Here is a 24,493-nt window from a genome sequence, read left to right as displayed (position 1 = left end):
GCGCGGTGTGCGGGGGCGGGCGCGGCCACGGTCAACGGGGCCTGCCCCCGCCGCGGGGGCGACGGGGGCAGGCGTGGGACGGTCCGGTGCGGACGGGGTGCGGCTCAGCCCTTCACGGCGCCGGTCAGGCCGCCGACGATCTTCTTCTCGAAGATCGAGAAGAAGATCAGGGCGGGCAGCATCGCGAGCGAGGTGAACGCGAGGATCTTCGCGGTGTCCTGCGAGTACTGCGATGCGGAGAGCGCCTGGACGCCGAGAGGCAGGGTGTAGTTGGCCTCGGAGTTCAGGACGTACAACGGCAGGAGGTAGTTGTTCCAGCTGCCGAGGAAGCCCAGGATGCTGACGGTGACCACGCCGGGGGTGGACAGCGGGATCACCATCCGGAAGAAGAACCCGAGGCGGCTCGTACCGTCGATCGACGCGGCCTCCTCGAGCTCCTTGGGGATGGCCTTGAGGAACGGCACCAGGATGATGACGGTCGTCGGCAGGCCGAACGCGATCTGCGGGATGATGATGCCCAGCAGGTTGTCGATCAGGCCCAGGTTCTTGATCATGATGTACAGCGGCGTGATCGCGATGACCAGGGGGAACATCAGGCCCGCGGCGAACAGCGAGTACATCGCGCCCTTGAACTTGAACTCGTAGCGCGCGATCACGAAGCTGACCATCAGGCCGAGCAGCACGATGCCCGCGGTGCTCGCCAGACCGACGATGACCGAGTTGCCGAACTGTCCCCAGAACGTCTGGGTCGCGAGGACGTCGGTGTAGTTGCTGAACGACCACGGGCTCGGCAGCCCCGACGGGTCGGTGGTGAACTGCGAGTTGGTGCGGAACCCGCCGAGCACGATGAACAGCACGGGTGCGATGCACGCCGCGATGAAGAGCAGCGCCACGATGTAGGTGAAGGGGTTGCCCCACTTCTGCTTGACACCGTCGTTGCCGCGGTTGCTGCGCCGGCGCCGCGTGATCCCGGTGAGGTTCGCGGACTTGGCGGTGGTGGCGCTCACTTCGCGTCTCCCTCGGTCACGGCGCCCTGCAGGTCACGGCGCAGGACGAAGCGCTGGTAGATCAGCGCGACGATCATCGAGATCACGAACATCACGACCGCGATGGCGCTGCCGTACCCGAAGTTCGCCGCGTTGCGGCCCTCGGCGACCATGTAGATCGCCATCGTGGACGTCCCGGCGGTACCCGCGATGTAGGGGCCCCAGATGATGAAGACGAGGTCGAACAGCTGGAGCGATCCGATGATCGACAGGAAGCCCCAGATGCGGATCGTCGGGCCGAGCAGCGGAAGCGTGATGCGGCGCTGGATCTGCCAGTAGGAGGCGCCGTCGATCTCCGCGGCCTCGAAGAGCTCGTCGGGTATGGACTGCAGGCCGGCGAGCATCAGGATCACCGCGAAGCCGATGTACTTCCAGGTGATGATGCCCATCAGCGTCCACAGGGCCAGGTCCGGGTCGGACAGCCAGTCCTGCTGCCAGGACTCCAGTCCGATCTTGCCCAGGAGGTCGTTGAGCGCGCCGTTGGACTGCAGCAGCAGACCCCAGCCGGTGCCGACGATGATCTCGGAGATCACGTAGGGCACGAAGATCAGGATGCGGATGATCGAGCGTCCGCGGATCTTCTGGTTGAGCAGCAGCGCGAGGCCGATCGCCAGCGGTCCCTGGATCAGCAGGGAGAGCACCACGATGAACAGGTTGTGCTGCAGCACCTCCTGGAACGCGGGGTCGCCGAGGATCAGCTTGTAGTTGTCCAGCCCCACCCAGTCGGTCGGGTCTCCGTAACCCTTCCAGCGGTAGAAGCCGTAGTACGCGGCAAGAGCCACGGGGAAGATCACGAAGGCGAGGAAGACGAGGATCGCCGGTCCGGACAGAATCGCGATCTCGAGTCGCATCCGGGCACGGCCACTGCGGCGGCGTGAAGCCGCTCGCGGCGAGGCCGGGGACGCGGACTTGCCCGCGTCCCCGGCTTCTGGCGTGCCCTGCGACTGACGGCCGGAGGCCGTGTCAGTACCCAGGGTGTCGCTCATGGTTCCTTACTCAGCCCTTCGCGGCAGCCGCGTTGGTGTTCTTGGCGATGTCCTCGGGCGTGCCCTTGCCGGCCATCAGGTTGACGACGGCGGTGTTCATCGCGTTACCGACGTTCTGGCCGTACTGGGTGTCGAGGAACATGACCGAGTAGGCCGCCTTGTTGAAGGCCTCCAGCGCCGACTTGTTGTACTCGTCGGTGACGACGCCCTGGGCCTCCTTGTTCACCGGGATGGTGCTGAAGCCCTTGGCGTACTTCTCCTGCTGCTCCTTCGTGGCGAGCCAGCGGAGGAACTCGAAGGCCTCCTTCGGAGCGGCCTTGGAGACCGAGTAGCCGTCGCTGCCGCCCATCATGGCGCTGGGGTCACCCTGACCGCCGTCCACCGCGGGGAAGGGGAACCAGCCGAGGTCCGGGAGCGGCTTCTTGTCCGGGGTGAGGCCCGCGATCACGCCCGGGTTCCAGTTGCCCATGAGCTCCATGCCGGCCTTGTGGTTGGCGAGCATGCCCGCCGAGGAGCCGGCGCCCTGCTGGGCGGGAGTGGTCAGGTAGCCCTTCTGGAAGGGCTCCTTCTTCAGGAACTTCTGCAGGTCCTTGCCGGCCGCGGTCCAGCACGGGTCGTCGAACTTCAGTTCGGCGCCGGCCTTGTTCAGCGCGTCCTCGCTGCAGTGACGCAGCGCGAAGTTGTAGTACCAGTGCGCGGCGGGCCAGGCGTCCTTGGCGCCGACCGCGATCGGGGCGACGTCGATCTTCTTCAGCTTGGCGATGGCGTCCTCGAGCTCGGCCATCGTGGTCGGCGTCGACTTGATGCCGGCCTTCTCGAAGAGGTCCTTGCTGTAGTAGATGCCCTCGGGGTTCGTGGACAGCGGGACGGCGTAGACCTTGCCGTCGACCGAGGCGCCGGCGACCTGGGCGCCCGCGTTGGCCTTGTCCTCGTCGTTGAAGGGCAGCTCCTGGAGCTGGCCGGCCTCGACCATGGCCCGCATCTTGCCGCCACCACGCTGCAGGAAGATGTCCGGCGCGGAGTTCGAGTTCAGCGCGGTCTGCAGCTTGCCGTCGAAGTCCTCGTTCTGGACCTGCTGCAGCTTGATCGTGACCTTCGGGTTGGCCGCCATGTACTCCTTGACGGCGCCCTTCCAGTACTCCGCGCCCGGGCCGGGGGAAGCGTTCTCCCACACGGTCAGCGTGACCTTGCCGCCGGACTCGGCGTTGTCGTCGGTCTCGCCGTTGCCTGCGCAAGCGGTGGCCGCGAGAACGATGCCCACGCCGATCGCAACAGCCTTGATGCTGCGCATTTTCCTCGCCATCTTGGAAACTCCCTGATTTGTCGTCACCGGCACAGGTGCGTGTGAATAATGAACGTGAAGTAATCGCCTGCTGGACGCCCAAAACGGTGCGCGTGCACCGATTCGGGCATTTCCGGTGGAAGGCCGACCGTGGCCATGATGAGGTTCGGGCACGTGGCCCAGTCGCAACGATCGCGGCGCCCCCTGCTGGCGGGCTACGGACATACGCGGTGGACGTGCCGGGTGGACGGGTACGGACCGTGCGGAGTCGTCTCCGCAACGGGGAGGTTTCGAACGGTCGTGAGTATGCGCGCGCTGAAGAGCGGCAGTCAATGACTATGTTTCCGAAAGTTTTCCGAAATTCGCAGGGGCCCTTCAGGGCCAGTCTCCGAAACATTTCGAAGAACCGGGGACAGGCCCGGCCTCCCAGGGCCGGCGGCCCCGGATCGGCTTGTACCTCCTCGTCGGCGCATGTCCGGACGTCGCCGGTTGTGGCACGGACTGCGGACCCCCAAATTGGCATGCACCTGACATTCGGGAACGGGGCGGCGGGCGGCCTCCGGAAACGCGCCAAGGGCCGGCCCGGGAAAGATCCCGAACCGGCCCCTGGTGTGCTGTGCACTGTGTCGGGACGACAGGATTTGAACCTGCGACCCCTTGACCCCCAGTCAAGTGCGCTACCAAGCTGCGCCACGTCCCGATGCCCTCTCAGCAGGGGCTCCCCGGGGGTTGCCCTGCGTGATCGTGCGGATCAAGCCTACCGTACGTGTGCGCGTGGTCGTGAACCGCCGGGTCACCCTCCGCACTCCCGCAGCGACACCGTGCGGCTCTCCCCGGGGGCCAGGGACTCGGTCCACTCCCCCAGCTGGACCGTGACCGGGTCCTGGGCGGCCGCGGCGACGGAGATCTCCAGCTCCTGTCCGCGCAGCCGGACCTTGACGCCCCAGTGCCCGCGGTAGCGCAGGCAGAACCGGTAGTCGGACATCTGCGGCAGCGGCACCGGGTCGAAGCGCAGCGCGCCCGCGCCGGTCTCCAGCCCGGGCAGGCAGCGCTGGACCAGGTCGAGGGTGCCGGCCATGGCGCCCAGGTGGATGCCCTCGCCCGTGGTGCCGCCCTGGACGTCGGCGATGTCGCCGGCCAGCGCCTCCTGGACGAACTCCCACGCCCGGCCGCGCCGGGCCCGGGCCAGCACCCAGCCGTGGACCAGGCTGCTCAGGGTGGAGCCGTGGCTGGTGCGGGCCAGGTAGTGGTCGACCGTGCGCAGCCAGGTCTCCTCGTCGAGGTCGTGGCCGAGCCGCCGGAACTGGGCGCGCAGCTCGCCCGGCGCGAAGAGGTAGCCGAGCATCAGGACGTCCGCCTGCTTGGACGCCTGGTAGCGGTTGACGGTGTCCCCCTCGGCCTCCATGATCCGGTCCAGTCGGCGGATGTCGCCGTACTTGGCCCGGTAGCCGCGCCAGTCGAGTTCCTGGAGCTCGCCGTAGCCGGCGAACTGGCTGATGACCCCGGAGTGGAAGGGCACGTGGAGCCGGCGCGAGACGTCGTCCCAGCGCTCGAGTTCGGCGTCGTCGAGGCCGGTGCGTTCGGTGATGTCGCGGCGCAGCGGTTCGGGGAGCTGGGCGAGCACGTCCAGGGCGCGGCAGATCACCCAGGAAGCGGTGACGTTGGTGTAGGCGTTGTCGTCGAGCCCGGGGCGGGTGGCGTCGGGGTAGGCCTCGTGGTACTCGTCGGGGCCGACGACCCCGCGGATGCGGTAGCGCCCGAGGTCCTTGTCGAAGGTGGCGAAGTCGGCCCAGAAGCGCGCGATCTGCAGGAGCATGTCGGCGCCCTTGCCGTGCAGGAAGCCGGTGTCGCCGGTGGCCTCGGCGTAGCGCCAGACGTTGTAGGCGACGGCGGAGCCGACGTGGTACTGGAGGTGGCTGTGGTCGGGCAGCCAGCGGCCGGAGCGCGGGTTGAGGTGCAGCCGCTGGGTCTCCTCCCGGCCGTCGCTGCCGCTCTGCCAGGGGTACAGTGCGCCGCGGTAGCCGGCGTCGGTCGCGTTGAACCGGGCGCGTTCCAGGCGCCGGTGGCGGTAGGTCAGCAGGGCGCGGGAGACCTCGGGGAAGTGCAGGTTGAGGAAGGGCAGCACGAACAGCTCGTCCCAGAAGACGTGTCCGCGGTACGCCTCGCCGTGCAGGCCGCGGGCGGGCACGCCGACGTCGAGCTCGGCGGTGTGCGGGGAGAGGACCTGCAGCACGTGGAAGAGGTGGACGCGCAGCACCGGGCCGGCTTCCCCGGGGACGTCGATCTCGGCGGCGCGCCACAGCTGTTCCCAGGCCGCCTCGTGCGTGTCCAGCAGCGTCTCGAAGCCGCCGGCCCGGCCGACCCGGTCGAGGGCGGCGTGCAGCGGGTCGCTGATGGCGGGGTCGCGGGAGGTGTGCAGGGCGACCGTCTTGTCGACGGTGACGGTGTGGCCGTCGGCGACGGAGACGCGGATCAGCCGGGCGATGCCGGTCTCCTCCTGCTCGGTGAGGATCTCCGCGGGGGCGTCGACCTCGGTGCGGGCGGCGAGGGCGACGCGGATGTCGCTGGTGGTGGTGCGGCAGCGCACCCAGACGACGCCCTCCTCGGTGACGCCGGGCTGGATGTGGGTGAGGTGGTGGGAGGCGAGGTCCTTGTAGCGGTCGACGTTGCCGTTGGTGACGCCGGCGTCGAGCGCGGACTCGACCTCGATCGCCCCCGACCAGCCCTCGGGGGTGAGTTCGGTGCGCAGCAGGGCCAGGTGCGGGTCGGCCATGTGGACGACCCGCAGCTGGCGGACCCGGACGGCGCGGCCGTCGTGGTCCAGGTAGCGCATGGTGCGCTCCAGGACGCCGCGGCGCAGTTCCAGGCTCTGCCGGTAGTCCTCGACGGTGTGGGTGTCGGGGGTGAACCAGTGGCCGGTGTCGGTGCGGAAGCGCAGCGGCAGCCAGTTGGGCAGGTTGACGACGTCCTCGTTGTCGACGTGCCGCCCGGCGACGTCGGAGACCAGCCGGTTGTAGCATCCGGCCGCGTAGGTGCCGGGGTAGTGGACCCGGTCCCGCGCGCACTCGGGGACGGCGCCGCGGGTGGCGAAGTATCCGTTGCCGAGGGTGCACAGCGACTCGCGCAGCTTCTCCAGCGTCGGGTCGTACCCCTCGTACTCCCAGGTCCACACGCCCATGGCGTCTCCTCACGACGGTGGTGCGCTGCGCGGTCCGGCGGCGCGGGTCAGTCGGTCCAGGTCCACTCCGCGACCTCCGGCAGGTCCACGCCGGTGGCGCGGATGTACAGGTGGTGGCGGGCCCGCACGTCGGCCATCGCCTGGCGGACGGCGGCGGCCCGCACGGCGAGGCCGGGCACCCGGTCGATGACGTCCATCACCAGCCGGTACCGGTCGAGGTCGTTCTGCACGACCATGTCGAACGGTGTGGTGGTGGTGCCGGCCTCCTTGTAGCCGCGGACGTGCATGTTGACGTGACCACGCCGCCGGTAGGCGAGCCGGTGGATCAGCCACGGGTAGCCGTGGTAGGCGAAGACGACCGGCTTGTCGGAGGTGAACAGACCGTGGAACTCGGCCTCGGCTAGTCCGTGCGGGTGTTCCTCCTTGGGCAGCAGCCGGGTCATGTCGACGACGTTGACGACCCGGAAGGCGAGGTCGGGCAGGTGCTGCCGCAGCAGTTTGGCGGCGGCCAGGACCTCCTGGGTGGGCACGTCGCCGGCGCAGCCGAGGACCACGTCGGGTTCGCGGCCCTGTTCGTTGCCGGCCCACTCCCAGATGCCCGCGCCGCGCGCGCAGTGCACCGTGGCCTCGTCCATGGACAGCCAGTCGAAGCAGGGCTGCTTGCCCGCGACGATCACGTTGACGTAGTCCTTGCTGCGCAGCGCGTGGTCGGCCACCGACAGCAGGGTGTTGGCGTCCGGCGGCAGGTAGACGCGGACCACGTCGGGGCTCTTGTTGAGGACGTGGTCGACGAAGCCGGGGTCCTGGTGGGAGAAGCCGTTGTGGTCCTGCCGCCACACGTGTGAGGTCAGCAGGTAGTTCAGGGAGGGCACCGGCGCCCGCCAGGACAGTGCGCGGGAGGTCTTCAGCCACTTGATGTGCTGGTTGACCATCGAGTCGACGATGTGGACGAAGGCCTCGTAGCAGGAGAACAGGCCGTGCCGGCCGGTGAGGGTGTAGCCCTCCAGCCAGCCCTGGCACAGGTGCTCGGAGAGGATCTCCATGACCCGGCCGTGCCGGTCGAGGTTGACGTCGCCGGCGCGGGTCTCGGCCTGCCATGCCTTGCCGGTGGCGCCGAAGACCGCGGAGAGCCGGTTGGAGTCGGTCTCGTCGGGTCCCACGAGGCGGAAGTCGCGGCGCGCGGCGGTGTTCTTCATGACCTGCTCGAGCAGGGCTCCGAGCACCCGGGTGGGCTCGTGCGTTCCCGCGCCCGGCCGTTCGACGGGGACCGCGAAGTCCTCCAGCGGCGGCACGGGCAGTTGGCGGGTGAGCACGCCGCCGTTGGCGTACGGGCTGGAGCCGAGCCGTTTGACGCCTTCTGGCACGCAGGAGCGGACCTCGGCGACGGGTGCGCCGTCGGCGTCGAAGAGCTCCTCGGGGCGGTAGGAGCGCAGCCACTGCTCCAGCATCGCCAGGTGCTCCGGGTTGTCGCGCACGCCGGCCAGCGGGACCTGGTGGGCGCGCCAGGTGCCCTCGACGGGGACGCCGTCGACCTCGGCGGGGCCGGTCCAGCCCTTGGGGGTGCGCAGCACGATCATGGGCCAGCGGGGGCGCTCGGTGACGCCCTCCTCGCGGGCGGTGCGCTGGATCACCGCGATGCGGTCGAGGACCTGGTCGAGGGCGGCCGCCATGTCCCGGTGGACCTGCTCCGGGTCGTCGCCGCCGACGTGGACGGGGTCGTGGCCGAAGCCCCGCAGCAGGGCGTCGAGTTCGTGCTCGGGCAGGCGGGAGAGGACCGTGGGGTTGGCGATCTTGTAACCGTTGAGGTGCAGGATCGGCAGCACCGCGCCGTCGTGGACGGGGTCGAGGAACTTGTCGGAGTGCCAGGAGGCGGCCAGCGGGCCGGTTTCCGCCTCCCCGTCGCCGATCACGCAGGCGACCAGCAGGTCCGGGTTGTCGAACGCGGCGCCGTACGCGTGGGCCAAGGAGTAGCCGAGCTCGCCGCCCTCGTGGATGGAGCCGGGTGTCTCGGGGGCGACGTGGCTGGGCACACCGCCGGGGAAGGAGAACTGCCGGAACAGCCGCTCCATGCCCTCCGCGTCCAGGGAGATGTCGGGGTAGGTCTGGCTGTAGCTGCCCTCGAGCCAGGAGTTGGCGACGACCGACGGGCCGCCGTGCCCCGGCCCCCAGATGACCAGGGCGTCCAGGTCGCGCTTGCGGATGACCCGGTTCATGTGGGTGTAGACCAGGTTGAGGCCCGGTGAGGTGCCCCAGTGGCCCAGCAGCCGGGGCTTGATGTGCTCGGGGCGCAGCGGCTCCGTGAGCAGCGGGTTGGCCAGCAGGTAGATCTGCCCGGCCGACAGGTAGTTGGCGGCCCGCCAGTGCGCCAGCAGGGTGCGCAGTTCCTCGTCGGGCAGGACGTCCTTGTGCGGGGCCGTGGTCATCGGGCGACTCCATCAATCGGCGTACGGAACCGGGTTGCGCGGGCGGCACGCGGTGCGGACGGTTCGTGGCGGACGGTTCGTGGCGCGGTCGGTCGGCGGTTCGTGGCGGTCGGCGGGGGTCGTCAGCGGTGCGGCACCACGGCCACGGGGGCGACGGCGTGGTGCAGGACGGCGTGGGCGACGGCGCCGATGCGCAGGCCGAAGGCGTGCCGGCGCATGCCGTGGCCGACGACCAGCAGGGAGGCGTCGTGGGACGCCTGGGCGAGCAGCAGGGAGGCCTTCGCGGGCTCGGTCTCCTGCCGCACCTCCACGTCGGGGTATCTCTTGCGCCACGGCGCGAGGGCCTGGTCCAGCAGTTCGGTGTACTGCCGGCGCATCTGCCCGAACTCCTCCCCCTCCACGGAGCCGGTCCATTCGTAGAAGGCGGGGAGGTTGTACGCCTGCACGGCGCGCAGGGCGGTGGAGCGATGTGCCGCCTCCTCGAAGGCGAACCGCAGGACCGCGTCGGGTGTGCCCTCGGGGTCGATCCCGACGACCACGGGCCGGTAGGCCAGGGGGTCGCCGTGGTGTCCCTCGGCGTTGGTGAGGTGTTCGTCCGCCGCGGACTCGCCCGCGCGGACCATGACGACCGGGAACTCCGCGTGGGCGATCACTCCGAGGCCGACGGAGCCCGCGATGAACCCGCCGAGGCTGCCGAGGCCCCGGGAGCCGAGCACGAGCAGGCTGTCGGGCCCCGCCTGCTCGGCGAGCGCCACGGCCGCGCGGCCCTCGACGCCCTCGACGGTGACCTCCAGGCCGGGCTGCTCGCGGCGCACCGCGTCGGCGACCTGCGGAGGGACCCGGCGGCTCCAGTCCTGCCGGGTCTCCTCGGCGAGGAAGGGGGCCTGCGCCAGCCGTGAGGGGGTGGGCTCGTGGACGTGCACGATCTTCAGCGGCGCTCCGCTCATCCGGGCCTCGCGGGCGGCCCAGTCGATCGCGGCGCGGCTCTCGGGTGACCCGTCGAGTCCGGCGACGACGGTGCGGACCATGGTGGCGACCTCCGGGTCTCACGGGCGGTGTCTGGCCTTCCGAGTCTGCCGCCGGCCCGGCCCGGTGACGCCCCGGACTGACCCGAACGGCTGAGCCGCGCGGGCGGGGAGCCCGGCCCGGGAGCCTCGCGGCGAGGCCCGCGGCCTCGCGGGTTCTCCGGAGGGACGAAAGAATGCGGGACGCGGAGAAAAAACGTGGGGAAAAACTTGTCCGCCGATGTCGAGAACCGTCGGCCGGCTCCGTCCCCGGGGTGGAAGTGATCACAATGGTCACGACGAGACCTGGGAGAACACCATGGCGAAGTACCTGCTCCTCAAGCACTACCGGGGTGCCCCGGCGGCGGTGAACGACGTTCCGATGGACAGGTGGACCCCGCAGGAGGTCGAGGACCACATCGCGTACATGAACGACTTCGCGGCCCGACTGGAGAAGACGGGCGAGTTCGTGGACGGGCAGGCGCTGGCGCCGGAGGGCACCTTCGTCCGGTACGACGGGGAGGGCCGCCCGCCGGTCACCGACGGGCCGTTCGCGGAGACCAAGGACCTGATCGCCGGCTGGATGGTCATCGACGTCGACAGCTACGAGCGCGCGCTGGAGCTGGCCGGCGAGCTGTCGGCCGCCCCCGGGGCGGGCGGGAAGCCGATCCACGAGTGGCTCGAGCTGCGCCCCTTCCTCGGCGCCCCGCCCACCGTCACGGAGTGAACGCAGTGACGGCGCCGATGGACGAGGTCCTCCTGCGGAGCCTCACGCCCGGCGTGCTCGCCGTCCTCGTCCGCCGCGGAGCCGATTTCGCGGCGGCCGAGGACGCCGTCCAGGACGCGCTGCTGGAGGCGGTGCGCGTGTGGCCGCAGGACCCCCCGCGCGATGCGAAGGGGTGGCTGATCACCGTCGCATGGCGCCGGTTCCTCGACGGCCGGCGCGCGGAGGCGGCGCGGCGCCGCAGGGAGGACCTCGTCGAGGAGGAGCCGGCGCCCGGCCCGGTGTCCGGGGTGGACGACACGCTCCGGCTGTACTTCCTGTGCGCGCATCCGTCGCTGACGCCGTCGTCGGCGGTGGCACTCACCCTGCGCGCCGTCGGCGGGCTCAGCACCCGGCAGATCGCCCGGGCGTACCTGGTGCCGGAGGCGACGATGGCGCAGCGGATCAGCCGTGCCAAGCGCACGGTCTCCGAAGTCCGTCTGAACCGGCCGGGTGACGTCGCGACCGTGCTGCGCGTCCTCTACCTGGTCTTCAACGAGGGCTACTCGGGCGATGTGGACCTGGCCGCGGAGGCGATCCGGCTGACCCGTCAGCTCGCCCGGGTGATCGACCATCCCGAGGTGGCGGGGCTGCTCGCCCTGATGCTGCTGCACCATGCCCGGCGGGCCGCCCGCACGGCGCCGGACGGAAGCCTGGTGCCGCTGGCCGAGCAGGACCGCGGGCTGTGGGACACCGAAGCGATCGCCGAGGGCGTGGACGTCCTGCAGGCGGCGCTGGCCCGGGACCGGCTGGGCGAGTACCAGGCGCAGGCGGCGGTGGCGGCGCTGCACGCGGACGCGCCGCGCGCCGAGGAGACCGACTGGCCGCAGATCGTCGAGTGGTACGACGAGCTGGTGGCCCTGACCGGCAGCCCGGTGGCCCGGCTGAACCGGGCGGTGGCGGTCGGCGAGGCGGACGGACCGCGCGCGGGGCTGGCGGCGCTGGCGGAGCTGGACGCCGCGCTCCCCCGCCGCACCGCGGCGGCCGCCTACCTGCACGAGCGCGCCGGCGACCCGGACACTGCGGCGCGGCTCTACGCGGAGGCGGCGCACGCCGCCTCCTCCGTGGCCGAGCGCGACCACCTGACGCGTCAGGCCGCGCGGCTCAACGCCCGCGGCCGCTGAGGCCTGCCGCGGGCACCCGCACCGGTTCCGCCACCGGTACAGGGAACTGCCCCGGGGCGCAGCGCCCCGGGGCAGTCCGTGTCACCGCTCGCCGCGTGCTACTCGAGCAGTTCGGCGTAGGCGCCGAGCGCGGTGGCGACGTCCGCCTGCGCCCAGAACCGGTGGTAGGTGAAGACCGGCGCGGAGCCGCCCTTCAGGTAGGCCTCGATCTTCGACCACGCGGGGTCGTTCTTGTAGAAGCTGCGGATCGAGAGGAACGTCGACGACGAGTCGACCGTGTCGCCGTTGGGCATCTTGCCGGTCCAGCCGGAGGGCACGTACACCGGGTCGTCGAACCGGTTGTAGTCGGCACGGGTCTCCGGGACGGAGACGCCGAGCGCGTCCGAGTGCTCGCTCAGCATGCCGTCGAGCAGCGCCTTCGCGGTGCTCTTGGCCTTGGCGTCACCGGACTTGGCCGCGTAGTAGGTCAGGACCTTGGCGTAGGAGCCCGCCACGCCGACGTCGTTGGTGTAGTCGGCGACGGTGACGTGGAGGTTGGTGTTGGCGGCCGGCGAGGAGGCGTTCCAGGTGGCCGGGGCGCCCGACCACTGGAGGGTGGAGGGGAACTGGAAGGTGCCGTCCGGGTTGATCGTGGTCTTGGAGACCGCCCAGTCGACCCACTTCTTCAGGACCGCTCCGGCCTTGGCGTCACCGGTCTGGTGGTAGTACTCGGCGACGCGTTCCATGGACCACGCCTGGAAGCCGAACCACTGGTTGGACGGCGGGTCGTGGTAGACCGGCTTCTCGTCGTAGGCCATGCCGTAGAAGGTGGGCGTCCCGGACGGCGGCTGGGCGTAGGCGCCCTGCCAGCTGTTGGTGGCGCCACCCGCGATGGCTCCCTCGCTGGACTGGAGCCAGGTGTAGAACTCGATCTGGCGGGTCAGGCTGGTGGCCCAGTCGGACTTGCCGGTCGAGGACTTCGGCGCCAGCGGGGCGTAGTTGCTGAGCGCCCAGGCGGCCATCGGGTTCTGGTAGCCGCCGTGCGCGTGGCTGGAGCCGATGCGCCAGGCCCAGCCGGCCGAGGTGTCGGTCGCGCCACCCCAGGCGTAGTACCAGCTCAGCAGGTAGTGGGCGCTGTCCTTGCCGGTGCCGGCGGGGCAGGTGGTCGGCCCGACGCAGTTGCCGATCTTCTTGAAGTACTTGTCGAAGAGGGCGTACCGCAGGTAGTCACCCATCTTGGCGGCCTTGCCGACGGTCGTGGAGACCTCGGAGCCCTTGCCCTGGTCCTTGGCCCAGACGTCGGCCCAGTAGGCCGCCTGCACGGCGCGGGCGTCGGCGTCGGGGGCGTTGGTGTACTTCCACTGCTTGGCGTACGAGGAGTCGCCGGTGAACAGGTCCAGGTAGCCGTTCTTGCCGCCGTAGACGAACTTGTCACAGGTGGGGTGGGTGACGGTCTCCCAGACCGACTCCTGCGGACCGCGCTGGAAGGTGTTGATGTAGGACGGGCCGGTGGCGGTGGGTCCGGCCTCGCACTTGCCGGGCTCGTTGCCGAAGCCGTAGGTGTTGTCGACGTCCTGGATCCAGTGCATGCCGTAGATGTCGTCCGTGCCGTACGCGCTCTTCAGCTCGGCCGCGATGGGGTCGACGCCGGACTTGGCCGCCGAGTCGAGCTTCGCCGGGTACTGCGAGGGCAGGTCGTACTCGGGCGCGTAGGTGCCCGGCTCGGCCGGCTTGTAGTACGAGTTGGTGGGCTGGTCGGCCTTGGTGGGGATCATGTACTTCTCCATGGTCTCCCACGCCTTGTTGAAGCGCGTCCAGTCACCGGTGACCCTGCCGTACTGGGCCTGGAGCCAGATCAGATAGCTGTACGCCTCCGAGGTGGTCTCGTGCCCGTGGTCCGGCGCCTCGACGATGAGCGTCTCCACCGAGTGGTAGGGGATGCCCTCGGGCGAGAAGTAGCCGTTGGCCGGGTCGGTGATCTTCCCGTACAGGTCCAGGAACTTGGCGTCGTAGGTGCCGCCCGCGGAGAGCTGGCTCACCGTCACCTTGGCGGCCGTGTGGCCACTGGCGGAGGACGCGAAGACCGCGGAACCGGAGCCCGACGCGGAGGCCGCGACGGTCACCTTCTGCGGGACGTTCCAGTTCGACGGGGTGAACGTCAGGCTGGCCCCGCCGCTGACGGTGAGTCCCGTGTTGCCCGACTCGCGCGCCGTGGTGACCGTGACGTTGGCCGAGGGCTGCTTCGAGAGCGCGATCTCGTAGGTGCCGCTCTCGCCCTGACGGACGCCCAGCTGGGTCGGGTTGGCCGTGACGGACGGGCCGGAGACGATCTTGATGCCGACCGGCGAGGACTCCCCGGTCGCGCCCTGCGAGTCGTAGGCGCGGGCGTAGAGCGAGTGGTCACCGGCCGCCAGGCTGGTGGTCTTCAGCTCGAACGGTGAGGTGGTGTCCGTGCCGAGCAGCGCGGTGTCGCTGTAGAACTCGACCTTGCTGATGGTCGCGTTGTCGGCCGCCGCGGCGGTGGCGGCCAGCGGCACCTCGGTGCCCACGGAGTAGGAGGCTCCGGGCGCCGGGCTGGTCAGGACGGCCACCGGGGGCTGGTGGGCGCCGGTGCAGGTGGTGCCGTTGACGGCGAAGGAGGCCGGGGCGGCGTTGGTCCCGCTGTAGCTGAACTGGGCGCCGGCCGAGGTGGCGGCGCCCGCGGCGAGCGTCTTGTTCCAGCTCGTGTTGGTGACGGTGACCGTCTTGCCGGACTGCGACCAGACGCCGTTCCAGCCGTTGCTCAGCTTCTGGTTGCCGGCGTAGTCGTAGGTCAGCTTCCAGCCGTCGAGGGCGGCGGTTCCCCGGTTGGTCAGGGTGAGCTCGGCGGTGAAGCCGGAGCCCCAGTCGTTGGTCTTGTAGTCCACGCTGCACTGCACCGCGGCCGCGTGGGCGGGCGCGGCGGACAGGTTGGAGATCGTCAGGGGTAACGCCAGTAAGGCGGCCAGCGCGACCGCTGGGCCGCGCAGGCGAGGCCGGTGTCTCCTGAGGAGCTGCATGCGGGTGCATTCCTTTCCGAGGGGCCTGTCGGCCCGTGGGGGACGGAAGGTGACGAGATGACGCTGATACCTGTGGGAGCGCTCCCATAGTTCGCAGGCTGTAGGGACACTGTCAAGACCTCCCGTTCGCTTTTCGAAGGCACCGACGCCCTCGCGGCGGCCCGGTGATCAGAAGGTGAACCCGTCGCCGCTCGCGTGGCCTGCCACGGAACGGCCTCGACGCGGGCGCGCGCCCCCGCCGGTCCCCGGCGGGCGGAGCGGGGCCGTCCCGGCGGGCGGAGCGGGGCCGTCCCGGCGGGCGGAGCGGGGCCGTCCCGGCGGGCGGAGCGGGCGGAGTGTTCCTACAGTGGACCGTACAGGGGGCCGTACCGCCTGACGGGAACGGAGTGCGAGGGCCATGGGTGAGAGCACGCTGCGCACCGATCTGGACCGGCGGGCCGCCGGGGTGGCCGACCGGGTGATCGCCTGGCGTCACCACCTGCACCGGCATCCGGAACTGTCGAACCGGGAGGCCCGCACGGCGCGGTACATCGCCGATCACCTGCGTTCGCTGGACCTCGAGGAGGTCCGCACCGACGTCGCCGGGCACGGGGTGGTCGGTGTCCTGCGCGGCGGGCGACCGGGCGGGCGCGCGGTGGCGTTGCGTGCCGACATCGACGCCCTTCCGGTCGAGGACCTGTCCGGCGTCGACTTCGCCTCCCGGGTGGTCGACGAGGACTACCCCGGCGGCCCCTTCCCGGTGTCCCACGCCTGCGGTCACGACTGCCACGCCGCCATGCTGATGGGCGCCGCCGAGGTCCTGGCCGGCGTGCGCGAGCACCTGCCGGGCACGGTGCTGTTCGTCTTCCAGCCCGCCGAGGAGGGGCCGCCGGTCACCGAGAAGGGCGGGGCGCGCGAGATGGTGCAGCGGGGCGCCTTCGCGGACCCCACGCCCACGATGGCTTTCGGCATGCACGTGGCGCCCTACCCGAAGGGCTTCGTCGGCTACCGGGTCGGGAACCAGTACGCCGCCTCCTGCCTGGTCAAGGTCACCGTCACGGGCAAGCAGGTGCACGCCTCCACGCCGTGGATGGGCGTCGACCCGATGCCGGCCGCCGCCGCCGTGATCACCGGCGTCGGCCAGCTCTACCGCCGGCTGCCCGCCTTCAACCCGTTCACGGTCAGCATCGGGCACGTCGAGGACGTGGGCCGCTTCAACATCATCGGTGAGCGCGTCACCCTGTGGGGCACCATCCGCTGCTCGGTGGAGAGCGACATGAGCGCTCTGCGGCAGCAGCTCACCGCCCTGGCCGAGCACACGGCGGCCGGCTACGGCTGCACCGCCACCGTCGACTACCTCCAGGACGTCCCGGCGGTCCACAACCGAGCCGAATGGGTGACGGCCGCGCTGCCCACCCTCCGACGGGTCGTCGGCGGCGATCAGGTCGTGCAGTCCCCTCCGGGCCTGGGCTACGACGACGTCTCCGAGCTCGTCAACCGCTACGGCGGGCTCTACGTCCTGCTCGGCGTCCAGGACGCCGAGCTCGACGACCGGGGCGGTCCCGTCCCCGCACCGGGCGGCCGCGGGCTGGTGGCCAACCACAACCCGCGCTTCTACGCCGACGACGGCACGCTGGTCACCGGTGTCCGCCTCCACGCCCATGTCGCGCTCGACCATCTCACCGGCGCGCTCGTCCCGGACGCCCCGGCGGGCTGAGGCGCGCGCACGGGCCACCCGCGCCGCACGACGCCGCCCCATGGGCGCGCCCGGTCCCCGGACACGACCGAGGGCCGGTCTCGGAGAGATCCGATTCCGGCCCTGATCTGCGACTGTCTCCAGTCGGGACGACAGGATTTGAACCTGCGACCCCTTGACCCCCAGTCAAGTGCGCTACCAAGCTGCGCCACGTCCCGATCGCTCTCCCGCGGCGGGCCGCGCGATCACGTTCAGGAGTACTTTAGCGCACGTCCAGGGCCTGCTCGAAGCGGGCGGGGAGGCCGGGCGGGACAATGGGCCGATGAGCAGCTCTTCGCGGGGACCGAGGGACCGGGACGACGAGGGACGGGCGCGTAACGCGCGGCCGCGGGACGGCCTCGGCCGGCCGCTGCCGTACGGGGCGGAGGGGGTCGACCGCCAGCCGGAGGGCGTCGTGCGCACCCCCGCGGAGACGGTGGCCGAGGCGCAGGCGCTGCTGGACTCCGGGCGGCCGTTCCACGCGCACGAGGTGTTCGAGGACGCCTGGAAGGCGGGCCCGGAGCAGGAACGCGACCTGTGGCGCGGGCTGGCGCAGACGGCGGTGGGCCTCACCCACGCGGCGCGCGGCAACCTCACGGGCGGGGCGCGGCTGCTGCGGCGGGGGGCCGGTCATGTGGAGGCCTGGTGCCGCGCCGCCGGGCGGGACGCGGTTCACGGCATGGACCTGACGTCGGTGGTGGCGTGGGCGAGGGCGCTGGCGGACGACGTCGAGACGGCTCGCGACCCGCTGGACCCGTGTGCCCGCGCCCCGCGGCTGCGGGGCGCACGGCCCGGCGCCCGGTGAGCGGCGGCGTCAGCGCAGCAGCAGCTGCACCGCCCCCAACACGGTGGCCGCGATCACGAGTTGCTCGAACAGCCGCTGGTTGATCCGGGTGATCGCCCACCTGCCGAGCAGGGATCCGGGCAGCACGAACGGCACCAGGGCCGCGTCCAGCAGCAGTGCCCGGGTGTCGATCAGGCCGAGTCCGACGCTGAACGGCACCTTGCCGACGTTGACGATCAGGAAGAAGAACGACGAGGTGCCCAGGAAGCCCAGTTTTCTGAAACCGGAGGACAGCAGGTACATGGACATCACCGGGCCGCCTGCGTTGGCGACCATGGTCGTGAAGCCGCCCAGCACGCCGTAGGAGCGGGCCTTGATCCGTCCGGAGCGGGTGACCACCGCGTCGGGTGCGTCGTCGGGGCGGCTGCTGCGGGTCCGCCACACGGTGATGCCGGTCATCACCAGCAGGGTGACGGCGATGGAGACGCGCACCGCCCCGTCGTCGGCCCACATCAGGAAGAACGTGCCGAGGACGACGCCCACCGCGACCGCGGGGAAGAGCTTCCACAGGGTCGGCCAGTGGGCGTGCCGCCGGTAGGCCAGCACGGCGAGCACGTCGCCGGCGATCAGCACCGGGAGCAGGATGCCGACGGAGTCCCGGGCGGGGAGGACGGCCGCGAAGACGGCCAGGCTCACCGTGTTGGCGCCGCTGACGGAGGTCTTGGAGAAGCCGACGAGGAAGGCCGCGGCGGCGAGCGCGGCGAACCCCCAGGGAGTGATGTTCCAGAGTGTCATCGTGTCCATGCGGAGGCTGATGCTAGGCGAATCGATCTCCGCCGGACACCCGCGTCCGGCCCGTGACCGGCGCTCCGGGTGGCCTCCGGGACGCGCCCGCCTCGAAACGGACGCCTCACTGCCGGTACCGTGCCGATCACACCCCTCGCAAGGAGCGCCTGCATGCCGATGCCGCCGATCCGTATCCGGCCCGCGAGCCGGACCGTTCGCCGGGCCGTCCTCGTGTCCGTGGCCGTCGCCGTCTCGGGAGCCCTGCTGCTCACGGGGTGCACCGGCGAGGACCTCGGTCCCGCGGACGGGGCGGAGGACGCCGAGACGGCGGGCCCGGTGGGCACGCGCCGGATCGTGGACGCGCGGGGGCGGACGGTGGAGGTGCCGCTGGGCCCGCGGCGGGTGGTGACGCTGAGCCGCGCGACCTTGGACGCGGCGCTGGCCCTGGGCGTCGAGCCGTACGGCACGGCGGTGTTCGCGGCGGACGGCGACCGGACGCCGTCCTACCTGGCCGACCGGGCGGTGCCCGCCCGGGTGGTGGCGCGGGACGGCCGGGTCGGGGTGAAGCGGCTGGAGGCCCTGGAGCCGGACCTGATCCTGCTGGACGAGTCCACCCGTGCGGTCGACGACCTGGAGGCGCTGCAGGCCGTGGCGCCGACGGTGGTGACCTCGACCCGCGAGGACGACTGGAAGCGTGCCTTCACGGCCACGGCGCACGCCCTGAACCTGGCGGCGGCCGGGCGGCAGGTGCTGGGCGAGTACGGCGCCGAACTCGCCGAGGCGACCCGGGCGGTGAGACCCCGTCTGGCCGGCACCCGGCGGTCGGTGGGCGTGGTGAGGTGGGCGGACGGTGAGCTCACGCCGCCGGCGGCCTCCGACCATGTTCGTTCCACGCTGGGCTCGTTGGGCCTGCGCCGCGCTCCGGGCGAGGGCACGGACGGCGACTGGGTCTTCTTCGGCGTGCGCGGCGCGGGGCGCGGGGAGGCCGTCGAGACCTTCGCGTCGGCCCGCTCCCGCCCCGGCCTGGCGCGTCTCGCCGAGGCGGACGAGAAGCACCGGGTGGCCGTGGTCGACGGCTCGGCCTGGGAGGCCCCGGGCGGCCCCATCGCGGCCCGCACGGTACTGGGTGACGTCCGCCGCGCGGTCGTCCCGGCAGGCTGACCCCGCCGGGCCTCTCTCGCCCGGGATGCCGCGCGGTGCGCCTGCGCCCTCCACTCCCTCCCGTGCCGAGCACGCCGGACCCGCGCCCGGTGCACCCGCCCGGCTGCCCGCTGGGGGCTGCCGGGCCGGTCGTGCTGGGGCGGTCAGGCGGAAGCGGTCCGGTCGAGTACGGCGTCGGCGATGTGTTCGGCGATGGCCATGGACGAAGTGGCGGCGGGCGAGGGCGCGTTGCGCACGGCGGTGACGGGGCCGAGGTGCTGGACGACGAAGTCGTCGAGCAGCGACCCGTCGCGGGCGAGGGCCTGCGCCCGGACTCCCGCACCGGCGCGAACCACGTCGGCGGGGCCGATGCCGGGGACGTAGGCCTCGGCGGCCTTCATGTAGGCCCGCACGGAGAGCGAGCCGCGGAGTTCCCTGGCCCCGGTGCGCCAGTGCCGGCGGGCCAGCCGCCACGCCCCCGGGAAGGCGGCGACGCGGGCCAGCTCGCGCGGGTCGACGTCGCTCCGGCGGTAGCCCTCCCGGGAGAAGGCGAGGACGGCGTTCGGGCCGACCTCCACGGTGCCGTCGACGCGCCGGGTGAAGTGGACGCCGAGGAACGGGTAGCGGGGGTCGGGCACCGGATAGACGAGGCCGCGCACCATGTCGGCCTTCTCCGGCCGGACCGACATGTACTCGCCGCGGAACGGGACGATGCGCGGGTCGGCCGTGGCGCCCGCGAGCCGGGCCACCCGGTCGCTGTGGAGGCCCGCGCAGATCACCAGGCGGTCCGCGTGGACCAGGGACTTGCCGTCCCGGGAGATGACCTCCACGCCGTCGGCCGCCCGGCGGATCCGTCCGACGGGGAAGCCCCGGCGGATCTCCCCGCCGGCCGCCTCGACGTCCGCGGCGAAGGAGCGCGCGACGGCCGTGTAGTCGGTGATCGCGGTGTGCGGGGAGTGGACGGCCGCGAGCCCCGCGGCGTGCGGCTCGATCTCCCGGATGCCCTCCCCCGCGACCTGGCGCACCCCGGGCACGCCGTTCTCCAAGGCGTTCGCGTACAGCGCCTCCAGACGGGGGACCTCCTCCGCGGTGACGGCCACGACGAGCTTGCCGCACTCCTCGTAGGGCAGGCCCCGGTCCTGGCAGTACTCCCGCAGCAGGGCGACGCCGCGGGCGCAGAGGGTCGCCTTGAGGCTGCCGGGCCGGTAGTAGATCCCGGCGTGCACCACGCCGGAGTTGTGCCCGGTCTGGTGGGCGGCGACGCGCCGCTCCTTGTCCAGGACGACGACCCGGGCGCCGGGGCGCCGTGCGGCGATCTCGCGGGCGGTGGCGAGGCCGACGATGCCGGCGCCGACGACGGCGATCGTTTCCTCGGGCATCGGCTCTCCTTTCTGCGGGGCCCGGTCCGACGCCCCGGTGGGACGTCCGGTGGCCCGGGGTGATCCTGCCCGCTCAAAGGGCCGCCGGGGAAGATCGGCGCGACGCCGCGGCAGTCCGGGGGACCCGACACCGCGCTGCGGTACCGCAGGGGCGTCGGCCCGGGCTCTCGGCGTGGGCGACACCGGTCTCGGTCCACCGGCGGAGTTCCGTGGGTGCCGATCACTCCCGCAGGGCGGCGATCACACTCGTCAGATGGACGCGGACGGCCTGGTCGGCCGCCTTCGGGTCCCTGGCCGTCACCGCGTCGATGATGGCCAGGTGCTCGGGCAGGGACCGCTGCGGCCGCCCCGGCCGCAGCGCCAGCTGGAAGCGGTGCCGCACCAGCTGGGCGTTGAGGCGCTGAAGGAGTTCGTCGGCGACGCTCTGGCCGGAGTACTCCCGAAGGAGCGCGTGCAGCTCGCGGTTGAGCTGCGAGTAGGTCATGGACTCGCCCGCCGCGACCGCCTCGGACATCGCGGCGCCCAGCCGGCGGAGCCGGTCGAGCTGCTCCTCGGTGGCCTCCACGGCCGCCTTGGCCGCGCACAGGCCTTCCAGGACCATGCGGCACTCGGTGATGGCGACCGCCTCCTCGACGCTCACCACCCGCACCCGCGAACCACGGTTGCGGATCCGCTCGACCAGCCCTTCGGCCGCCAGATCGATGAGGGCCGCCCGGATGCTCGCGCGGGTGACACCGAACTGCTCGGCGAGCTCGTTCTCCACCAGCCGCTGCGCCGGCGCCATCTCGCCCTGCGTGATCGCGTCCCGCAGCAGCTTCAGCGCATGCTGCTTGGCCTGCTCCCCGGTACCCGGCCGAACGCTCGGATCCATCTGCCCTCCCTGAGTGCCGGTCGAACGTACGGCTCGCGCGAAAGCATTGTCAACAATTTTGTTCCCATTTGACCCGGTGGGAGCGGACGGGACGGCGCCGCGCACGCTCCGTCCCCCGTGCGGGGGTCCTCGGCTGCGCCACGCCCACCGACCGACCGAGGAAAGTATGATCGCCAGCGTGTCTGACATGACCGAAACCACGCCCGGTTGGCTGACCACCGACGAACTCGAACTCGCCCGCGCCCGGATGCCGATCCTGTACGTCGAGGCCGTGCCTGTGCGCGTCGACGACAACGGTGAGGTCACCAGCGTCGGACTGCTGCTGCGGATCGGCCCGGACGGAGCGGTGACCCGCTCCCTCGTCTCCGGCCGCGTCCTCCACCACGAACGGGTCCGGGACGCGTTGCTGCGTCATCTGGAGAAGGACCTCGGCCCGGTGGCGCTCCCCCGCGTGCCGGCCTCGCTGCAGCCGTTCACCGTCGCCGAGTACTTCCCCACTCTGGGCGTGACGCCGTTCCACGACCCGCGGCAACACGCGGTCTCACTCGCCTACATCGTTCCGGTGGCCGGCGACTGCAGACCCCGGCAGGACGCGCTGGACCTGGTCTGGTTCAGCCCGCAGGAGGCCGCCTCCCCGCTGGTCCAGAACGAGATGCCCGGCGGCCACGGTGTGCTGCTCAAGCAGGCCATGGCCCACATCGGCTGCGTGAGCTGACCCGGTCGTCCTCGTTTTCCGCCCGTGGCGGCGGGTACCCGCCTGCCGCATCGCGCCCGTCCTCCCCCACCGGGGTGGGCGGGCGCCCGACGGCAAGGGGCGGGCGAGCCGCTGAAGGGCGTCGAGGAGGGGGCGGCCGTGGAGGGGCGGGAGGACCGTCGTCGTGCCCGCACGACGATCAGGGGCCGGTACCGGATTGCTCCGGTACCGGCCCCTGATCGACGACTCCTTCGAGTCGGGACGACAGGATTTGAACCTGCGACCCCTTGACCCCCAGTCAAGTGCGCTACCAAGCTGCGCCACGTCCCGTTTGCCGTCTGACCTGGGGTTTCCCCCGGCCGAACGTGCATGGCAACCATACCGTACTCCGGACGGTGGTCGCGCGCGGGTTTCCCCACGCGTCCCTCGGCGGGAACGCCCGGGGCTACGCTCCGGAGCTCCCGGGGCGGGCCGGGGGCGCCGTCTCCGGCACCGGGGCGGCCGGGCCGCCGCGCACGGCGGGGCGGTCGGCGCGCGGCAGGTTGCGGACGGCCGGGACGGCGAGCAGGGCGGCGGAGACGACCAGGGCGGCCGCGCCCGCCGCCAGCAGCACCTGGTCGGCGCCGAACAGTTCCGCGGCGGGTCCCGCGAGGCTCTGGCCGACGGGGACCATGGCGAGGGACCCGGCGACCTCGTAGGCGTGGATGCGGTTGAGGACGGCGGCGGGCACCTGGGTCTGTACCGTGGTCGCCCACATCACCGCCCAGAAGGCCCGCCCCGCTCCGGCGACCACGGCCCCCGCCGCCATGGCGGGCACCTCCAGCCCGGCTCCCACCACGGCCGGGAAGCACGCGAAGGCGGCGATGGCGACGCCTCCCGCACGCAGCATCCGCCGCGGGCGCAGCCGGAACGCCACCAGGCCGCCGATGACGGTGCCCGCCCCGAAGGCGGAGTTGACCAGGCCGTAGGAGCCGGCGCCGTGCTCGCGGACCACCTCGGCGGCGACCAGCGGGATGGTCGGGCCCCAGGAGGCGACCATCATCAGGCACCAGATGAGGATCACGCCCCACATCCAGGTGCGGGAGCGGAACTCGCGCCAGCCTTCGGCCAGATCGGCCAGGAAGGCGGCCACCACGCGGCCGGCCGCGGTCTTCCGGCGCGGGAGCGGCGGCAGCCGCAGCAGGACGAGGCACAGGGCGCCGACGCCGTAGGTGGCCGCGTGGGCGACGAAGACGCCGCCGGGCGAGGCGAAGGCCACCAGCACGCCGGCGAAGGCGGGTCCCAGGAGCTGGGCGCCCGCCTCGGCGGTGCCGATCGCCCCGTTGGCGCCCTGCACGTCGGTCGCGAGCCGGGGCACGGTGCCGGCCACTCCGGGCTGGAAGACCGCCGCGGCGACCCCGTTGAGGGCGCCGATCAGGCAGATCTGCCACAGCACCACCTGGCCGGTGAAGAACAGCACCGCGGCCAGGGCCTGGGTGACCAGCCGGACCAGGTCGGCCCCGATCATCAGCCGTCGCGCGTCGAACCGGTCGGCGAGGACCCCGCCGAAGACGACCAGGGCGGCGAAGGAGCCGGCGGTGGAGGCCATCGCGAGACCGACGGCCCCGGCGCCGTACCCGTGCTGGAGGAGACCCGCGGCGAGGGCGACCGGCAGCATGGCGTCGCCCAGGGCGACGACCGCCCGGGCCAGGAAGAACAGAGTGAAGTTCCGTGACCACAGTCCCCGCCCCGCCACGGTGCTCCTCCCCGGTCCCGCCACGCCACCCCGCCACCGCGTCGCCTCGCGCGTCGTGGCTCCCCGCCGCCCGGGGTTTCCCCGAAGGGGCCCACGGAGGCCGGAACATGACGCCCTGCCGGCCAACCGGTCCGTCGCCGCAACGGCGGGCCGGGCGGGTTCATTCCCCGGCGGGGACTCCGAGTTCCGGGTGGGAGTCGCGCAGTGCGGTGGGGGCGGCCTGGCGCCAGGAGTCGGCGAGGATGTCACGGAGTTCGCCCTCGTCCTCCAGCTCCGCGAGCCGGACCCGGATCCAGGCAAAGGCGCTCTCGTGGTCGGCGATCCAGAACTTCCCGGGTTCGGCGAGGACGAGTTCGTCCCGTTCCTCCTTGGGGCAGCGCACCGCGCAGGAGGACTCGTCCTCCGGCAGGGTGGCGAACATCTTCCCCGCCACCCGGAAGGTGGGCATGCTCCAGGCCGTCTTCTCGGCGGTGTCCGGCAGGGACAGGGCGATTCGGCGTACGTCGTGCGCGTCCGGCATGCCCGCAGGGTAGCCGCGGGCACCGACAACGGCGGGCGGGCGGCGCG

General features: G+C 72.0%; 18 protein-coding genes and 3 tRNA genes. 6 read left to right on the top strand and 15 right to left on the bottom strand.

Annotation, left to right across the window (positions count from 1 at the left end):
• Positions 1–104: 104 nt before the first annotated feature.
• The 7 genes from ABT026_RS16495 to ABT026_RS16465 all read right to left on the bottom strand — a co-directional run bounded on the left by ABT026_RS16495 (position 105) and on the right by ABT026_RS16465 (position 9,943).
• Positions 105–1,007, bottom strand: coding sequence for a carbohydrate ABC transporter permease (locus tag ABT026_RS16495; RefSeq protein WP_351115140.1), 903 nt, complete (start codon positions 1,005–1,007; stop codon positions 105–107).
• Entirely contained in the window at positions 1,004–1,897 is an 894-nt protein-coding gene (locus ABT026_RS16490) for a carbohydrate ABC transporter permease (RefSeq protein WP_351115139.1), read from the bottom strand. Before ABT026_RS16490 ends, ABT026_RS16495 begins: the two co-directional genes overlap by 4 nt.
• Before the next feature lie 145 nt (positions 1,898–2,042).
• A complete protein-coding gene (locus tag ABT026_RS16485) occupies positions 2,043–3,323 on the bottom strand; it encodes an ABC transporter substrate-binding protein (RefSeq protein ID WP_351115138.1) in 1,281 nt (426 codons plus the stop codon).
• Positions 3,324–3,940: 617 nt separating this feature from the next.
• Positions 3,941–4,014: transfer RNA gene (locus ABT026_RS16480), tRNA-Pro, on the bottom strand.
• 93 nt (positions 4,015–4,107) lie between these two features.
• Positions 4,108–6,492 (bottom strand): glycoside hydrolase family 65 protein, encoded by a 2,385-nt coding sequence (locus tag ABT026_RS16475; protein ID WP_351115137.1) that lies wholly within the window; start codon positions 6,490–6,492, stop codon positions 4,108–4,110.
• A gap of 47 nt (positions 6,493–6,539) precedes the next feature.
• On the bottom strand, positions 6,540–8,915 hold the full coding sequence (locus ABT026_RS16470) for a phosphoketolase family protein (protein WP_351115136.1): 2,376 nt from the start codon (positions 8,913–8,915) through the stop codon (positions 6,540–6,542).
• Between the two features lie 122 nt (positions 8,916–9,037).
• A complete protein-coding gene (locus ABT026_RS16465; protein WP_351115135.1) occupies positions 9,038–9,943 on the bottom strand; it encodes a universal stress protein in 906 nt (301 codons plus the stop codon).
• 295 nt (positions 9,944–10,238) lie between these two features.
• Here ABT026_RS16465 and ABT026_RS16460 point away from each other — a divergent pair, with 295 nt between their 5' ends.
• Complete coding sequence (locus ABT026_RS16460) at positions 10,239–10,646, top strand: YciI family protein (RefSeq protein ID WP_351115134.1); 408 nt, start codon at positions 10,239–10,241, stop codon at positions 10,644–10,646.
• Between the two features lie 17 nt (positions 10,647–10,663).
• Positions 10,664–11,806 (top strand): RNA polymerase sigma factor, encoded by a 1,143-nt coding sequence (locus ABT026_RS16455; RefSeq protein ID WP_351115240.1) that lies wholly within the window; start codon positions 10,664–10,666, stop codon positions 11,804–11,806.
• A 98-nt stretch (positions 11,807–11,904) separates the two neighbouring features.
• Here the strand turns inward: ABT026_RS16455 and ABT026_RS16450 are convergent, their stop codons facing one another.
• Entirely contained in the window at positions 11,905–14,823 is a 2,919-nt protein-coding gene (locus ABT026_RS16450; RefSeq protein ID WP_351115133.1) for a glycoside hydrolase family 48 protein, read from the bottom strand.
• A gap of 397 nt (positions 14,824–15,220) precedes the next feature.
• On the opposite strand from ABT026_RS16450, the gene ABT026_RS16445 reads away from it, so the two are divergent.
• A complete protein-coding gene (locus tag ABT026_RS16445; RefSeq protein ID WP_351115132.1) occupies positions 15,221–16,519 on the top strand; it encodes a M20 metallopeptidase family protein in 1,299 nt (432 codons plus the stop codon).
• 123 nt (positions 16,520–16,642) lie between these two features.
• Here the strand turns inward: ABT026_RS16445 and ABT026_RS16440 are convergent.
• Positions 16,643–16,716, bottom strand: a tRNA-Pro gene (locus ABT026_RS16440).
• 104 nt (positions 16,717–16,820) lie between these two features.
• Between ABT026_RS16440 and ABT026_RS16435 the strand changes: the two genes are divergently transcribed.
• The gene (locus tag ABT026_RS16435; RefSeq protein ID WP_351115130.1) at positions 16,821–17,342 is read left to right on the top strand and encodes a DUF309 domain-containing protein; all 522 of its coding nucleotides are present in this window, start codon (positions 16,821–16,823) and stop codon (positions 17,340–17,342) included.
• Between the two features lie 9 nt (positions 17,343–17,351).
• Here the strand turns inward: ABT026_RS16435 and ABT026_RS16430 are convergent, their stop codons facing one another.
• Positions 17,352–18,125: a sulfite exporter TauE/SafE family protein gene (locus ABT026_RS16430; protein ID WP_351115129.1), complete on the bottom strand. Its 774-nt coding sequence runs from the start codon at positions 18,123–18,125 to the stop codon at positions 17,352–17,354.
• Between the two features lie 153 nt (positions 18,126–18,278).
• On the opposite strand from ABT026_RS16430, the gene ABT026_RS16425 reads away from it, so the two are divergent.
• Positions 18,279–19,268: an ABC transporter substrate-binding protein gene (locus ABT026_RS16425; RefSeq protein WP_351115128.1), complete on the top strand. Its 990-nt coding sequence runs from the start codon at positions 18,279–18,281 to the stop codon at positions 19,266–19,268.
• 143 nt (positions 19,269–19,411) lie between these two features.
• On the opposite strand, the gene lhgD is transcribed toward ABT026_RS16425, so the two are convergent.
• Together lhgD and ABT026_RS16415 are read right to left on the bottom strand one after the other, a co-directional pair.
• On the bottom strand, positions 19,412–20,626 hold the full coding sequence (gene lhgD, locus ABT026_RS16420; RefSeq protein ID WP_351115127.1) for an L-2-hydroxyglutarate dehydrogenase: 1,215 nt from the start codon (positions 20,624–20,626) through the stop codon (positions 19,412–19,414).
• 220 nt (positions 20,627–20,846) lie between these two features.
• Positions 20,847–21,497 (bottom strand): GntR family transcriptional regulator, encoded by a 651-nt coding sequence (locus tag ABT026_RS16415; RefSeq protein WP_351115126.1) that lies wholly within the window; start codon positions 21,495–21,497, stop codon positions 20,847–20,849.
• 187 nt (positions 21,498–21,684) lie between these two features.
• On the opposite strand from ABT026_RS16415, the gene ABT026_RS16410 reads away from it, so the two are divergent.
• On the top strand, positions 21,685–22,212 hold the full coding sequence (locus ABT026_RS16410) for an NUDIX hydrolase family protein (protein ID WP_351115239.1): 528 nt from the start codon (positions 21,685–21,687) through the stop codon (positions 22,210–22,212).
• A gap of 235 nt (positions 22,213–22,447) precedes the next feature.
• Here ABT026_RS16410 and ABT026_RS16405 read toward each other — a convergent pair.
• From ABT026_RS16405 to ABT026_RS16395, 3 genes are all read right to left on the bottom strand, one after another.
• A tRNA-Pro gene (locus ABT026_RS16405) sits at positions 22,448–22,521 on the bottom strand.
• A gap of 115 nt (positions 22,522–22,636) precedes the next feature.
• On the bottom strand, positions 22,637–23,950 hold the full coding sequence (locus ABT026_RS16400) for an MFS transporter (RefSeq protein ID WP_502967996.1): 1,314 nt from the start codon (positions 23,948–23,950) through the stop codon (positions 22,637–22,639).
• 136 nt (positions 23,951–24,086) lie between these two features.
• Positions 24,087–24,446, bottom strand: coding sequence for an MmcQ/YjbR family DNA-binding protein (locus tag ABT026_RS16395; protein ID WP_351115124.1), 360 nt, complete (start codon positions 24,444–24,446; stop codon positions 24,087–24,089).
• Between the last annotated feature and the right edge of the window lie 47 nt (positions 24,447–24,493).

The organism is Streptomyces sp. NPDC002734, assembly GCF_040295685.1.
Taxonomy (GTDB): Bacteria; Actinomycetota; Actinomycetes; order Streptomycetales; family Streptomycetaceae; genus Streptomyces.
Note: the sequence above shows the minus strand (reverse complement) of the source record. Positions and strands in the feature narration are given on the sequence as shown.